The organism is Chryseobacterium sp. L12 (genome assembly GCF_056133985.1).
The window spans coordinates 35824-50372 of the sequence record NZ_JBVYOF010000002.1 but is presented as its reverse complement, the minus strand read 5'-3'; the positions used below and the strand labels follow the sequence as shown (position 1 = coordinate 50372).

At 33.7% G+C, this 14549-nt stretch carries 17 protein-coding genes; 5 read left to right on the top strand and 12 right to left on the bottom strand.

The annotated features are described in order from the left end of the window. Positions 1 to 13 precede the first annotated feature (13 nt). From AC0NBN_RS02855 to AC0NBN_RS02820, 8 genes are all read right to left on the bottom strand, one after another. Positions 14 to 613, bottom strand: a complete 600-nt coding sequence (locus AC0NBN_RS02855) for a hypothetical protein (RefSeq protein WP_160811541.1) — start codon at positions 611 to 613, stop codon at positions 14 to 16. A 65-nt stretch (positions 614 to 678) separates the two neighbouring features. Further along, complete coding sequence (locus tag AC0NBN_RS02850; RefSeq protein ID WP_160811540.1) at positions 679 to 2202, bottom strand: FAD-dependent oxidoreductase; 1524 nt, start codon at positions 2200 to 2202, stop codon at positions 679 to 681. A 32-nt stretch (positions 2203 to 2234) separates the two neighbouring features. After that, entirely contained in the window at positions 2235 to 3032 is a 798-nt protein-coding gene (locus tag AC0NBN_RS02845; RefSeq protein WP_160811539.1) for an SDR family NAD(P)-dependent oxidoreductase, read from the bottom strand. A 66-nt stretch (positions 3033 to 3098) separates the two neighbouring features. Further along, a complete protein-coding gene (locus tag AC0NBN_RS02840; protein ID WP_160811538.1) occupies positions 3099 to 3722 on the bottom strand; it encodes a YciE/YciF ferroxidase family protein in 624 nt (207 codons plus the stop codon). A 72-nt stretch (positions 3723 to 3794) separates the two neighbouring features. Further along, the gene (locus tag AC0NBN_RS02835) at positions 3795 to 4763 is read right to left on the bottom strand and encodes a KGG domain-containing protein (RefSeq protein ID WP_160811537.1); all 969 of its coding nucleotides are present in this window, start codon (positions 4761 to 4763) and stop codon (positions 3795 to 3797) included. Between the two features lie 201 nt (positions 4764 to 4964). Continuing rightward, positions 4965 to 5138 carry a hypothetical protein gene (locus AC0NBN_RS02830; RefSeq protein ID WP_160811536.1) on the bottom strand — a complete coding sequence of 58 codons (174 nt, stop codon included), beginning with the start codon at positions 5136 to 5138 and terminating at the stop codon, positions 4965 to 4967. 421 nt (positions 5139 to 5559) lie between these two features. Next, positions 5560 to 5943: a hypothetical protein gene (locus tag AC0NBN_RS02825; RefSeq protein WP_160811535.1), complete on the bottom strand. Its 384-nt coding sequence runs from the start codon at positions 5941 to 5943 to the stop codon at positions 5560 to 5562. A 101-nt stretch (positions 5944 to 6044) separates the two neighbouring features. Next, complete coding sequence (locus tag AC0NBN_RS02820; protein ID WP_160811534.1) at positions 6045 to 6506, bottom strand: hypothetical protein; 462 nt, start codon at positions 6504 to 6506, stop codon at positions 6045 to 6047. A 276-nt stretch (positions 6507 to 6782) separates the two neighbouring features. Between AC0NBN_RS02820 and AC0NBN_RS02815 the strand changes: the two genes are divergently transcribed. Continuing rightward, the gene (locus AC0NBN_RS02815) at positions 6783 to 6971 is read left to right on the top strand and encodes a hypothetical protein (protein ID WP_143883627.1); all 189 of its coding nucleotides are present in this window, start codon (positions 6783 to 6785) and stop codon (positions 6969 to 6971) included. Positions 6972 to 7350: 379 nt separating this feature from the next. Further along, the gene (locus AC0NBN_RS02810; protein WP_143883626.1) at positions 7351 to 8115 is read left to right on the top strand and encodes a succinate dehydrogenase/fumarate reductase iron-sulfur subunit; all 765 of its coding nucleotides are present in this window, start codon (positions 7351 to 7353) and stop codon (positions 8113 to 8115) included. Between the two features lie 120 nt (positions 8116 to 8235). Here AC0NBN_RS02810 and AC0NBN_RS02805 read toward each other — a convergent pair whose 3' ends face one another. The 4 genes from AC0NBN_RS02805 to AC0NBN_RS02790 all read right to left on the bottom strand — a co-directional run bounded on the left by AC0NBN_RS02805 (position 8236) and on the right by AC0NBN_RS02790 (position 11683). After that, the gene (locus tag AC0NBN_RS02805) at positions 8236 to 9228 is read right to left on the bottom strand and encodes an aldo/keto reductase (RefSeq protein WP_160811533.1); all 993 of its coding nucleotides are present in this window, start codon (positions 9226 to 9228) and stop codon (positions 8236 to 8238) included. A gap of 133 nt (positions 9229 to 9361) precedes the next feature. Next, the gene (gene hisS / locus AC0NBN_RS02800) at positions 9362 to 10729 is read right to left on the bottom strand and encodes a histidine--tRNA ligase (RefSeq protein ID WP_160811532.1); all 1368 of its coding nucleotides are present in this window, start codon (positions 10727 to 10729) and stop codon (positions 9362 to 9364) included. A gap of 138 nt (positions 10730 to 10867) precedes the next feature. After that, positions 10868 to 11326, bottom strand: a complete 459-nt coding sequence (locus tag AC0NBN_RS02795; protein WP_160811531.1) for an HRDC domain-containing protein — start codon at positions 11324 to 11326, stop codon at positions 10868 to 10870. Between the two features lie 24 nt (positions 11327 to 11350). Then, on the bottom strand, positions 11351 to 11683 hold the full coding sequence (locus AC0NBN_RS02790) for a single-stranded DNA-binding protein (RefSeq protein ID WP_160811530.1): 333 nt from the start codon (positions 11681 to 11683) through the stop codon (positions 11351 to 11353). A 254-nt stretch (positions 11684 to 11937) separates the two neighbouring features. On the opposite strand from AC0NBN_RS02790, the gene AC0NBN_RS02785 reads away from it, so the two are divergent. The 3 genes from AC0NBN_RS02785 to AC0NBN_RS02775 all read left to right on the top strand — a co-directional run bounded on the left by AC0NBN_RS02785 (position 11938) and on the right by AC0NBN_RS02775 (position 14532). Continuing rightward, positions 11938 to 12960 carry a hypothetical protein gene (locus AC0NBN_RS02785; RefSeq protein ID WP_160811529.1) on the top strand — a complete coding sequence of 341 codons (1023 nt, stop codon included), beginning with the start codon at positions 11938 to 11940 and terminating at the stop codon, positions 12958 to 12960. Then, complete coding sequence (locus AC0NBN_RS02780; protein WP_160811528.1) at positions 12953 to 13843, top strand: hypothetical protein; 891 nt, start codon at positions 12953 to 12955, stop codon at positions 13841 to 13843. The genes AC0NBN_RS02785 and AC0NBN_RS02780 overlap by 8 nt, the downstream gene beginning before the upstream one ends. Positions 13844 to 13953: 110 nt before the next feature. Further along, positions 13954 to 14532: a hypothetical protein gene (locus tag AC0NBN_RS02775; RefSeq protein ID WP_160811527.1), complete on the top strand. Its 579-nt coding sequence runs from the start codon at positions 13954 to 13956 to the stop codon at positions 14530 to 14532. The last annotated feature ends 17 nt before the right edge of the window (positions 14533 to 14549 follow it).

Below are 14549 nucleotides of genomic sequence, written 5' to 3'. Positions count from 1 at the left end.
TTTTTTTATTTGTTTAGAAATTCACAAGACCGTTGCTCAGACATTTCCATTGTATCTTTGAAAACCCGAGCATTCCTCCGACAGCGACCAAAAGGTTTCTTAAACTGTTAAAAAAACCGGAATTGAAATTAGGAGATTCATTTCTTCCATAAATACCGGCTTTTATAAAGGTTGTATGTTTTGAAACAACAAAAGTAGAAGTTGCCGCATTAGAATAAAAATGGGCAACTTTTCTGCTTCCTGATTTTGCAGGATCATGACAGGGTCTGCATTGCATTAATACAAAATCTTCAGATTCTTTATCCAACATTACGATCTGAACCCAATCGAATGATCTGCCTTCACTTCCGCCAGGTCCGGGAATATCAATTCTGATGTAATCTCCAATTTCGGGAATCCGTTCTGTACTGATTCCCGCAGAATCGAAAAGTTTAAAATCTGTAGTGCTTTCCGGACAATATTTCCGCCAGTTATTAATTGCAAAAAAACGTTGTTTCAGAATATTAAACTGAAAATCAATATCTTCATGTTTTTCAATATTTTTTACACTTTCAGTATCATGGTAGCTTCCCTTATAATGTTTGGGAACTCCGGGGATGTTCTTAGGTTTCATGGTTTTATTATAAATAATTCAGTAATATATTTAATTATTTAAAAGAATACAGATATGCTCAATACTTACTTATCATCCAGCATTATTCTCTGCAAATCCTGGGTAGAAGGCGCAGTAAGAAGTCTTCCGTTTACAGAGAATCTGGAGCCGTGGCAAGGACAGTCCCAGCTTATTTCTGCGGAATTCCACCGTACTTCACAGTGGGTATGAGGGCAAGTACTTTTGAGTACATGAATCTTGTCAGAAGATTCTTTGTAAACGGCATAAGATTCACCTTCATACTTCACTACTTTAGCTTCACCATCTTTTATTTCCGCAAGACTGTCGATTTTTGTCATAAAGAGCTTGTCTTTAATAAAATCAAATGCTGATGTTGCATTTTCTTTTACAAAATCACTAAAGCCTGAAACAGGTCTCACTCTTCCCGGATCAAAAAGCTTTTCATATTTGTTTTCTTTTTTTATAATTAAATCACCAATAACCTGCGAACTGATGGTTCCGAAAATCATTCCGTTACCCATAAAACCTGTTGCCGTAAAAACATTTCCGCTGCTTCCGGGCAGTTTTCCTATGAAAGGCAAGCCGTCTACCGATTCGTAATACTGACTGGACCAACTGTATGCCGCTGCTCCTACATCAAAATATTTTCTAACATAGTTTTCCAGGTTTGAAAAACAGACTCCCGTATCCTCATGCCCTGTTTTGTGATCCTCACCACCTGCAATGAGAAGTTTTTGTCCATTGATAATATGGGTTCGGTAATAATGATAAGGATCTTCCAGATCATAAATCAGATCGTCAGAATACTTATTATCTTTAATTTCGAAAGCTATTGCATAACTTCTGTAAGGAGCCGTCATCATATTAAGAATATTGACTCCGGGCGGCGTATGAGTGGCGTAAACAAGATTCTCTGTCTTAAATTCGCCTTGAGAAGTTTTCACAGTAATCGTGGAATCTTCTTCAAGATGACTTATACAGATACAATCTTCTAAAACAGTACCGCCTGAAGAAATAAACGCTTCTGCTAGTTTTTTGATATATTTCACCGGATGAAACTGAGCCTGATCAGGAACCATAGCAACACTTACAAACGGAACAGGAAACGAAATCCCCTTACAAAATTCCATATTTACGTCTACTTTTTTTGAGCCTTCTACCATTTTCTCCAGCTTTTTATTCTGTGCATCATTCAAAGCAAAAACATATCCCGATTTTGTCTCAAAATCACAATCAATCTCATGTGCCGTAATATTATTCTGAATAATTGCAATGGCATCCTTCCCAACCTCAGCCAGCAGCTTAGCCTGATCTTCACCGTATTTGCTGATTGCTTCATCAAAAGTAGTATCAAAAAAAGTATTGAGATGAGCGGTTGTTCCGCCTGTTGTACCAAATCCGATATTTGAAGCTTCTACAAGAAGGCATTTTTTACCTAGCTTCTGAAGATGCAGTGCAGTCGAAATCCCTGTAATTCCGCCACCTGCAATAATAACGTCAAATTTAATATGATCTGAATTTACTTTCACAGAAGAAAATCTTTTTATTTCTTCCTGCCAAGCACTTTTTCTTGCTCCGTCTCTAAACATTTTGTCTGATTTTATTTATTGTAAAAAAACTGTTATTTCTCATCTGCAGGTTTCTGCATTTCGCTCATGCGGTGAGCTGCCATACTGTCTGGAGAGATGTTAGACATCGCCACAGTAAGCTTATTTTTCATTCCTGAAATAATTTTATCATCGCCATTCATTAAAGCTTTGAACCCATCTTCTGCCACTTCTTCTGGTGAAGAAAGATTATCTCTGTCTTCGAGAATTTTGCTTCGGTTCATATCAGCTTTATTAAAGAAATCTGTATCTGTAGGTCCCGGTAAAAGAGCTGTCACAGAAATTCCTGTATCTTTAAGCTCTTCGCGGATAGCTTCAGACCATGAAAGAATAAACGCTTTTGTCCCGTGATATACTGAGTGCCATGGTCCGGGAGCCTTGCTGGCAATAGATGCAAGATTCAGTATTTTACCAGATTTTTGCGGAAGGCGGTCTTTTAAAAATGATTTGGTGAGAATAATAACTGATGAAATATTGAGATTTACGATATCTGTTTCCCTATTGATGTCTGTATCCTGAAACTTTCCGTAAGCTCCCTGACCGGCATCATTAACTAATATTTCCGGACTCACATTTAATTTCTTCAGATCTTCGTAAATAGAATCTGCCTCGTCACTGTTGAATAGATCTTTGACCAATGGAATTACCTCAACCCCTAACTTTTTGAATTCGTTAGCTTTATCTTCCAGAGTTTCTTTTTTCCTTCCAATAATGATCAGGTTAAAGCCTTCTTTGGCAAATAACTTCGCAAGTTCGTATCCTATACCACTTGTAGCTCCGGTAATCAGAGCATATTTTTTTTGTTGATCCATAAATTCATAGTATTAAAAAATAAAGCCATACGAAATCATTGACCGTATGGCTGAATAAAGTAGGACTTAATCTTCCTGTTCTGCCTCAAAGTTGATATACGTTTCTGCAATTTCAGTAAGATCATAGTCTGTATCTTCTTCTTCCTGAAGCGTTTTTTCCAGGAGATCTGCTGCTTTATCGTGACCCATCGTAATGGCAAGCTGTACAAGACCGCCATAAGTAGCAATTTCGTAATGTTCAACTTTCTGTGCAGCTATAATAAGAGCTGCATCTCTTGTCATACTTCCTTCCTGAGTCGATTTGATTACTTCCTCCCCTTCTTTAATGATCCCTTCGATAGCATCACATTTTTTCTTCTCTGGTTTTTCATCAATAGATTTGAAAACTTTTTCCAATCGGCTGATGTGTTTTTTAGTCTGAAGCTGATGATCCTCAAATGCATCTTTCAGTTCTTCTGTTGTTGCAGCTTCCTGCATTTTTCCCAATGCAGAAACTATTGCTTCCTCTGCATAATAAATATCTTTTAAAGCATCTACAAAGAATTTATGCAATGGTGCGTTTTTCATTTCATCTTTTTCTACTGTTGCATTATCTACTTTCATTGTAGAAGAATCTTTTTCTGCTGTTTTGCTTTGTATATCTGATGTATCAGTGGTCTGAGCAGCTGTACTGTTTGTTTTAGTTGCCATATTATTATAAATTTTAAGATTAATTAATGAAAGACTGCCCTTTCTTATTAAAAAGGCAGTCTGAGTTATAAATTATGAATCTCTTCTTCCTCCAAAACCAGATCTTCCTGATCCTGAATTTGAACTTCTGCCTCCACCATGAGAAGCCTGACCTCCCATACGTGCAATTCTTGTACGTTCAGATTTGCTCATTGATGCAAATCCCTGTCTTCCTGAACCTGAATTGGAACCTCTTCCAGAGTTACCTGAATTTCCAGATCTTCCTGAATTGGAACCTCTTCCAGAATTACCAGAGTTGCCACTATTTGATCTGCCTCTTCCTGATCCTGATCCAGAACCTGAGTTTCCTCCTCTAGAACTGCTTCCCGAGTTACTGCTGTTAGATCTTCCAGAACCTGAATTTGAACCTCTTCCTCCACCGTGAGAAGCTTCGCCTCCCATACGTGCGATTCTGGTACGTTCAGATTTGCTCATAGATGCAAATCCCTGTCTTCCTGAACCTGAATTGGAACCTCTACCTGAATTCCCTGAATTTCCAGATCTTCCTGAATTGGAACCCCTTCCTGAATTTGAACCTCGTCCTGAGTTGCCGGAGCTGCCGCTATTTGATCTTCCTCTTCCTGATCCTGATCCAGAACCTGAATTTCCGCCTCTAGAGCCTCTTCCACCTGAAGTAAATCTGCCCTGACTATCTCTATTTGGATTTCTGTTTCCTGAACGTCCAGATCTTCCACGACCTCCACCATTATCATCATCGTCGTCATTATAGTCATCGTCATCATAATCATCGTCGTCATAGTCTTCGTCATCATCATAATCATCGTCGTCATCATAATTATCGTAATCTTCATAATCGTCGTCCTCATTGTCATCATCATAATAATCCTCATAATCTGAGAAATCATCATCATAATCTTCATCTTCCGATGCATCGGTAAAACCGTGATCATAACCTAATTGATAAACTTCTTCCAGTGTTGATCTGTCATTTTGCGAAGATCGGTTACCTGAATTGCTTCTGTTTGAATTTCTGTTGTTCATAACTGAATTTTTTAAATATTAATATTGAGTGATTTCAAAAACCCTTGACTAGTATTCGGATTTCTGTTTTTTTTTAGCATTAATTGACAGTCTTGAACGTATTCTCGTTCAGGATGATCAATGATATAATGAAAGCATACAATGAAAGATTATTGACGTTCAATCAAAAATCTTTAAAATATACCGTGAAAATTATGGTAATTACCCTGTTGAATTTTGGGTAGAAAATTGGGACTTTTCTAATAGGTCTGCAATTTTTTGTAATAAAAATGCAGAAAGCAAATATGCTGTAGCATTACTTGTTTTCATAATATATCTGGTTTGGTATACCAAATCTACGAGAATATACTTACCATTATTTATGATCAAAGTCATATATTAAAGTTTTTTGATAATTTTAACATTTTTAGCTTTTATTAACTTAACGCTACAATAAAGTACTGATTTTCAACATAAAAAACCATAACCTATTTCTAAAAATTATTAATTTTGAAATAAATAATGTGTATTAGTATTGATCATAAAAAGGAAATTCTGAAAATTCCTAAATATAACTTTACTCTTATAAAAAATTTAAGCTGTAGTAAAGATTAATTTACACAAAAGAGATTAAAAGTTTATAGATTCTAGAATAACTTCCGTAATACGTGTTAAGCATTTTCAAATAAAATAATCCGTCCTGTATCGTTTTACAAGACGGATTATTTCGAGTATTAATCTCAATTAATGTAATTATAATAATTTAAACCTTTCTTTAGATTCTCATTAAAATTAGAAGAATAATATATAGAAAAAATTAATGAAAATTATAGCATAATCTGTACACTTCCGTAAAATAAAGCTCACTATCCGAAACCTGATTTTTATTCATTAAAATTTCGTCAGACACAGGAAATGAATAGACCTGTATTTTATTGACAGGTTTTGGCGACCGTGTGCACTTACAATATTTTTTATCGTTTATTTTATGGTTTGATAAGTTCAATGTTTTTACTACTGTGTCTTCAAGCAGCAGAGCCTTTTCGAAAGTCTCCTTATTTAATGTAAACCACGGTTCCCCATGATAGAAAAAATGATCAGTAACTTCAGGATCATTAACCTGGCTAAAATCAGCAGGTGCCGATGAATGATAGCCTCCGCACTGCAGGCAGAATGCTACCTTAATGTTGATTTGTTCCATAAATAATATTTGCTTGGCTGTTATATTACAGAATGTATGCCATACAAATGCTTTTAGTAAAAACAAATGTCTATTACGGTAAATACAAATCAGTTATAAGCTTATCTGCAGGTAAATAAAATCTGATAACCACCAGATTGCGTAATTTCTTCTGTAAAAGATATTCCTTTATTATTTTTAGAATAATGCAGAAGCTTTATCTGATCTGTAAGACTTTTTTCTCCCTGAAAAATATATTCTGAATCCGACAGTTGTTTTCTAAGGTCCCTCATATCTGTCTTTTTTCCGGAAACTGCACTCACTATATTTTTACACGTTTTATCTTTTACAGCAATTACTGTCAGAACAACGAGCTTTTCTGTATCTTTAGAACTGTTGCTGTAAACTCTGTACTTTGTCTCTTCAGGATCGTATTCTCTGGTGTACTGATGATTCCTCATCAATTCATCAAGCAAAACAAATTCATTTTCTGCGGCATCTTCCAGAATTTTTATACTAAGCTGTTGGCAGAAGCAAAAATTTACACACAAAAACGAAAGAACAAGAATATAGGCTTTAATCATTATACCGGTTTATAATGTTGTCCGCTTCACCATTACAAAAAAGAACACAACATATTTTTTGTAAAACTATCAATATAACCGTTGTTTAAATTATGACCCAAAGCATATCTCATCAGTAGTGGTAAATTTCTTATGATCGCTGTCATAAGATCTATAGAAGATATTGATTACATTTGGAATACCAAATCCTCTATATTGTATCGCTGTGACTGTAAAACATTCATCATCAATATCATGCGATTAAATATCAGAAATAAAAACAATAAATATTTACCTATGAAAAAGTTATTATCAGTAATGATCATTATTTCCTTCGCTGCTTCATGTACAAAATCTGAAACTCAGTATATTGATAAGGAAAACAAAAAACAATCGGTTAACAATCCTCAAAGTGATAGCATTCGTACCTTACAGGAAGTTTCTGATACTGCACAAATCAATCAAGATCGAAGTCACAAAAATTAAAACTATTTTGTTTTTTCAGTTTAATTACAGCTTTTAATTTTGCGTGTAAATTATTCTGAAATTATCTGTAATTCTGTAATATACACAAAGGCACTTCGACTACGCTCAATATAAACTTTAACTTATCAAAGTAATACCATTTTTGTCTTTTTTCAATAAACGAAGTGCCTTTGTTTAGCTTAACGACTTTCAATAAGTAAAAAAATCTTCTGTTTTTCTTTGAGATAAATTAATAATGATTCTATAAATCAATTATTAAAATTTATTTCTTATCCCGAACTGGGGTTTTATATTAATACAGATCCAAATATCAGGAATAAAAACTGTATTTTATCCTGATTATCAGCTTATTATATAACTAACAAATCACAACAATCTTATGAAGAGAAATCTTAATCTTACGCTTAAAATATGGCGGCAGAAAAATTCCAAAACAAAAGGAAAATTTCAGATATATCAAGTCTCTGATATTTCAACGGATGCTTCTTTTCTTGAGATGCTTGACATTTTAAATGAACAACTGATTACCAGAAATGAAGAGCCGATAGCTTTTGATCACGATTGCAGAGAAGGCATTTGTGGGACATGCTCATTGTATATCAACGGAAGAGCACACGGACCTGATACAGGGATTACCACCTGTCAATTGCACATGAGAATGTTTAAAGATGGTGAAACTATCGTAATTGAACCTTGGAGAAGTGCGGCATTCCCTATCATTAAAGATCTTATCACAGACAGAAGTTCGTTTGACAGAATTATGGCTGCAGGAGGATTTATATCTGTAAATACTTCTGGAAATACTTTAGATGCCAATGCAATTGCTGTTCCTAAAGAAGATGCAGACAAAGCCATGGATGCTGCCGCATGCATCAGTTGCGGAGCCTGTGTTGCCTGCTGTCCGAATGGTGCTGCAATGCTTTTTGTAGGTGCAAAAGTTTCTCATTTTGCTCTCCTTCCACAAGGCAGAACCGAAGCTAAAAGACGGGTTTTGAATATGGTAAAAGCTATGGATGATGAAGGTTTCGGAAACTGTTCTGTAATCGGAGCCTGCGAAGTTGAATGCCCAAAACATATTTCGCTTGATAATATTGCAAGACTCAACAGAGAATATATGAATGCGTGGATGAGCAAAGAGCCATAAATCAATCAGGTGTTTTTATATTAAACCATGAAATTAGATTTTGGTTTTGCTGGAGATCATTCTAAGTTTTATTTAAAAAAATACCCCTTCGGAAAGAGGTAAGTTTTCGTTTCATTAAAATCAGTATAATGGCAACTGTGCTTTTTCATAAACAAGACCTTGTTCCTGAATCTCACGCCAGAATTCTTGAGGGATTTCTTTTTTCCATGCACTGATATTATCGGAAACCTGATCGGGTTTGCTTGCACCGGGAATGATAGAAACGAATTCATCGGCTGCGAGCACAAACTGTAGAGCTGCATCTACAATATCAATATTATATTTAGAAGCTATTGCTGCTATTTTGTCTCTTTTTTCGGTCATCCCTTTAGGAATAACCTCTTTATAATTATAACGGTTTCTGCCATTGATGAATCCTGAATTGTATCCTGCTCCCGAAATAAGTTTGATCCCAGCCTTTTTTACTACCGGAAGTAATCTGTCAACAGCGTCCTCATGTTCCAGAATAGAGTATTGAGTTGCTGAAAGGCAGATATCGGGATCCGCAAATTCCAGACAATCTAAAATCGGTTCTATTTTATTAACGCCCATTCCCCAAGCTTTTATTATCCCTTCATCGCGCAATTCAGATAAGACTTTGAAAGCTCCTTTTTTTGCCTGATCCATAAAGTACGGATACCTATCACCTACCTGATCCTCGGACAGATCGTGAATATAAACAATATCAATATAGCCAAGACCTGTTCTCTGTAAACTGTCAGCTATGGATCTTTTAATTGCGTCTGCTGTATAATTGTGCTCAAAATCAAAATTAAGCGGATCCTGCCACATGGTTTCAGGAACTTCAGAAGAAGGCACTTCTTTGAAAAGCCTTCCTACTTTTGTTGAAAAAACAAAATCTTCCCTGTTTTTTTCCTTTAAAAAATCACCAAACCTTCTCTCACTCTTAGTAAGACCGTACCATGGGGAGGTATCATAATATCTTATTCCTTCATCCCAGGCTTTTTCCAGAATTTCGTGTGACTGCTCATCTGTCAATTTTTCAAAAGCCGTTCCGATCGCAACGCCTCCCAAACCCAGTTCATGTTCTTTTTTTAAAATACTGTTACTCATATTATATTTTTTGTGATGCTGAAACAGTACAAACTTCATGCAGAGTTTTTTAAACTGATGTTTTACTTCAGATAATAAAAAATCGCCAGCGTAAAGACCGGCGATTTGTAATATGTGTTCAGTTTCAGATCAATTATCCTAAAAAATCCTGCAGAGAAACTGTTTTCTGCTCTCCTGCTTCAAGATTTTTAAAAGTAACTGTTTTGTTTTTTATCTCTTCTTCACCCAAAAAGACCAGATTTTTGATGCCCTTTTTTTCAGCATACGTAAACTGCTTTGCTATTTTTGCATTTTCAGGATAAAGTTCAGCAGAAATACCCTTCTCTCTCAGCTGTATGATGAGCTTTAGTGCTTCCAGAGTTTCTTCGCCTCCAAAATTTGCAAAGAGATATTCTACATTTGATGCTGCTTCTTCAGGAAAAAGATTCAGCTCTTCCATCACCAGATAAATACGGTCCAGACCAAAAGAAATCCCGATTCCCGGAACGTTTTTCACTCCGAAAACTTCCGTAAGATTATCATATCTTCCACCTCCTCCGATAGAACCCATCTGCGCTTCATCTGCTTTCACCTCGAAAATTGCCCCGGTGTAATAATCTAAACCTCTGGCTAAAGTAATATCAAAAACAAGATTCTGAATATCAACACCAAGATTTAATGATTGAGTAATGACAAATTCCAATTCTTCAACACCTTTTAAGCCGATTTCGTTTCCTGCAAATTTTTCTTTTAATTGAAGAAGATTCTCCAGAGCATCATCAGATTGAGTAAATAAGAAATCCAGTTTATCAATAGATTCCTGAGAAATTCCTCTTTCTAAAAGCTCCTTCACTACTCCATCTTTCCCTATTTTATCCAACTTGTCTAATGCAACCGTAAAATCAATTAATTTATCTGTAATTCCGGCAAACTCCGCTAATCCGGAAAGAATTTTTCTGTTGTTGATGTGAATCGTTACGGAAACTTTAAGCTCTGCAAAAGATTTTAAATATAATTGCACCAATTCTACTTCCTGCCAAAGACTTTCACTTCCCACCACATCGGCATCACACTGATAAAATTCTCTGAATCTTCCTTTTTGCGGGCGGTCTGCTCTCCAAACGGGCTGGATTTGATAGCGCTTGTACGGAAAAGTAAGTTTCCCCTGATTCATCGCTACAAATCTCGCAAAAGGTACAGTTAAATCGTAACGAAGGGCTTTATCCGTAAGATTTTCTGAACTGAAAGGCTTGTCTAAAGCTTTCTGAAAATCATTCAGCATCTGCATTTTTTTGTCTTCTTTGGCTTCATTTATACTGGAATTCAAAATCTTAAAAATCAAGCGGTCTCCTTCCTCGCCGTATTTTCCTGTTAAAGTTGAAAGATTTTCAAAGCTTGGGGTTTCCAAAGGCTGAAAACCAAACAATTCAAAATTTTTCTGTAAAATATTGATAATATATTTTCTTTTGGATACTTCCAAAGATGTAAAATCTCTTGTTCCTTTTGCTAAGCTCGGCTTCATTGTATGAATGATAATTGATGTTTTATAAATGATATAGACTGCAAAAATAAGGATTTGAAAAGACTTTTAAATTAATAAAAAGCCAGAGATTATAATTTCTCTGGCATCCTGTAATCACTTATGCTTTTTTGAATCATATTACACACTTTCTAATATTTCGAGAATTTCTTCGCCATAATTTTCGATTTTATGTTTACCAAATCCTTTTATTTCCAATAATTCCTGTTTTTTTGCAGGCTTAAATTTAGCCACAGATATCAGTTCTTTATTGGTCGCAATAAAGTAGGAAGGAAGATTTTGTTCTTTGGCTTTTTCGGAACGCCATAGTTTTAGGGCTTCCAGAATTTCAATTTCATCACTGGTCAGCATTTCATCATCCGCAGAATATTTCATTGCTTTAGAATCTTTCACCGTGTTTTTACTGATCTCTGTCTTATATTCGTTGAAATACAAAATCACTGACCAAAAGTTTTCTTCGTGTACGAAAGCGGTTTCCACTTTTATAATCTCGTGATTGTTCAGAAAATCATCAATCATCTTCTGATCCTGCAACAGAAATTCGTCTGCAATTCTGATTTTTAAAACTTTTACATTCATCTCGGTCATTTTAAAGTTGAGAAATTATTTGCTGCCTAAAAGCAGAAGTTCATCCACTCTTATCTCAGTAATATATCTTTTCACACCATCTTTATCTTCGTACGATCTGTACGTCAGTTTCCCTTCAATAGCGATTTCTTTTCCTTTGGTAACATATTTCTGAAAAATCTCCGCAGTCTTTCCGAAAGCAACCAGATTATGCCATTGCGTTTCTTCTACTTTTTCACCTTTTACATTCGTGTAATGATCGTTTGTAGCAAGGGAAACTGAAATTTTCATTCCTCCGTTTTCGAAGTTTACCTTTTCAACTTCTTTTCCTGTGAACCCGATTAAGGTTACTTTGTTTCTTAGTGACATAACTTTATTTTTTTTAGATTAACAATTCAGATAAGAGACGTTCACTTGTTTTCTCAAATCTCTGTTGCAAAGATTCATCAGCTTGGGAATTTTATTCGGTAGAAAACTATTTAAATTCGTTTGTAGTCGTTTGAAAATGCATATTTGTTTGATTATGAGTTATTTGAAAATAAATTAATGATTGTTTATAATTATTGATAATTGTGTAAATTTGGATGGTTGGCGTAATTGTAAAAAAACCGTAATTTAAAAAAATGAAAATATACGATAAAGATTTTGACAAAGTAATTAATGGTGTTGTAGCAACTGGCTCATTGACCTACAGAGAAGCCATTGAAAAGTTAACACCATTAATTAGTAAAACTGAATTTCAAAGGAAATTACAAGATAAAAAGTTTTATGAAAAACTAGAAAGAGACATTGTTAATGGTTGTGTTATGCCTCCTATTACACTAGCTTTTGTAGAAAAAGAAATTAATCTTGAAACCCAAATAGAGAAAATTGAAGCATATTTTAATAATGAATATGAGAACTCATTTGTATTAGATGGAATACAAAGACTCAACACTTTATTAAGAGTTTCAAATCAAGAAAATTTTGATTTCGATAAAAAACTTTATTTCAACATCATTTTTAGTGACAAAGTTGACAAATTGCTTTATCGAATGATTACTCTAAATAACGGGCAAAAGCCAATGACACCACGTCATCAAGTTGAAATGTTAATGGCAAATGTATTTAACTTTGAAGCACTTGGCATTGAAGTTCAAACTGAAAAAGAAAGAGCTGATAAAATCAAAATAAACTCTTTTAATAAATCTGATATTGAGCAAGCATATTTAGCATATATGGCTAATTCTCCAATGGTAGACAATAAAAAAATTATCCAAGATAAAATGGATGAATTAATTGTAAATAAGATCATTTCGACTGAACCTATAGACGATTCAGGAAATTTTGAAGATGTTATAAAAGCTATTGCTAAATTTCAAGTTATTCCTGCAAATATTAAATGGTTAAAGCAAGCTAATAATTTGGTAGGATTTGCAGTTGGTTTGAAAACTTCTCACAAAATAATTTTAGATTTAACTCCAGAAGAGTTTTCAAATTCAATTGAGATTTTTGAAAAGGCATTTTCTGATTTTAATCCTTCCAAAATTAAGTTAGGTAAAATGAGAAGAGAATTATCTTTTGAATATTTTAAAAATTACTCAAAACTTAAAGATTTTGATACATATGAATTATTAGAATATTTTAGTGATATAACAAATGATTAACAGATACTCAATAGTTGATTCAGTAGCTAGAAATAACACGAAATATAAGCACTTAAAGACTGAAGAAAATCCATCTCCTATTCTTAATATCTTTAGGCTAATTTCGGGTACTGTAAATATCAAAGACAATTATCAAGATAAAATATATAAGATAAGAGATAATAACATAAAATTTCCTACTGTATTAAATATATCTTTAAAATATGACACTCTCCTTGAACAATTTGATGAAAGTGTATCATTAGAAGATTTAAATTATTTTTTCTTAAAAGCAAGATCTAATAGAAAATTTTATAAATCAATTGAAGTTGAATTAATAAAATGTTTAATTGCATATAAAAGCGATAAATTTTTAGAATCTTTCATTTATTTATATAGAATTATTGAAGGAATTTCTTACTCAATACCTTTAATCTTTGTCTCCAAAAAAGATGATTATAATAAAACATACCACGACTTACAATCATACTTTGGTAAAGATAAGGATGGAGAACTTCTATTTTTTAAAAGGTTTGTATCGGAGACTTTTAAAGATGAAGATTTTTACAGTTCCAACATTACAATTGATTTAAATTTAGTTGACATTGAAGAATTAAGACCTAAATATTACGAACTATATTTAAAGAAAGTTAATGAAAAATTTGTTTTAGACAAATCAGATAACAGTTTCATTAAAATAAAATTCATAGGCTATTATGATTTATTAATTGAACTTAGAAATAGATTTTTTCATAATTTAAAAGGTAGTTGGCAAGAAAATTTTGATTCCACAGAACTAATGTTTCCAGACCAATTTTTTAAGCCAATCACTCTACACGGAATAAATTGGTTATCAATAATATTGTTCGAAATAATAAAATTTGATCTTCAAAAAATAAAATAACAACTACGCCTAACAGCAGTTTAGTAAAATGCCGTGTTCAGTGCTAAATTGAACATTCGCATTTCTAATAAATATTAGTAGTAGTTACCTTCAACCTTAAAAACAACAATATGTTTAAAAAACTTTTCAATAAAAAAGCTAAATATTCGGACGGAATTTCCAAAATTGACTATTGGAAAAAATGGGAGCTGTTTGAATTGTTTGACGAGTTGCATAAAGCAGAAAATCTTCTGATTGATATTTTAGATAAAAAAAATGATGACGAACTCATTAAATTCAAAAACGAATTTATTGAAGAGCTATATGAAATTGAAGGAGATAATGTTGCAGACTTCACAAGAATTTGGGAATGGTTCACACCAACAAAAGAATGGGAAATTTTGCTTGGCGATAAAGGACAAAAAATTGGGCGCAATGTTTTTCGTATTACTGACAAGTGGAAAAGAAACCAAGAGTTCTTATTAGGAACAAAAGTTTCACTTCATAATAAATTTGGTGTTGTAATAGATAAAAGTGATGGCAGAAATGAATATGGTTTAATTAGATGGGATACTGAAAAAGAAAATGACTTTGAGGATTGGCTAGGTTTGTTTGAAAATTTTTGGAAAGCAGGCGGAGAAATTATCAATCAAGACCACGAGTTTACATTTATAAATAATGATGGAACTAAAAAGAATACCAATCAGTAGCAAGTTTTACTTACCGA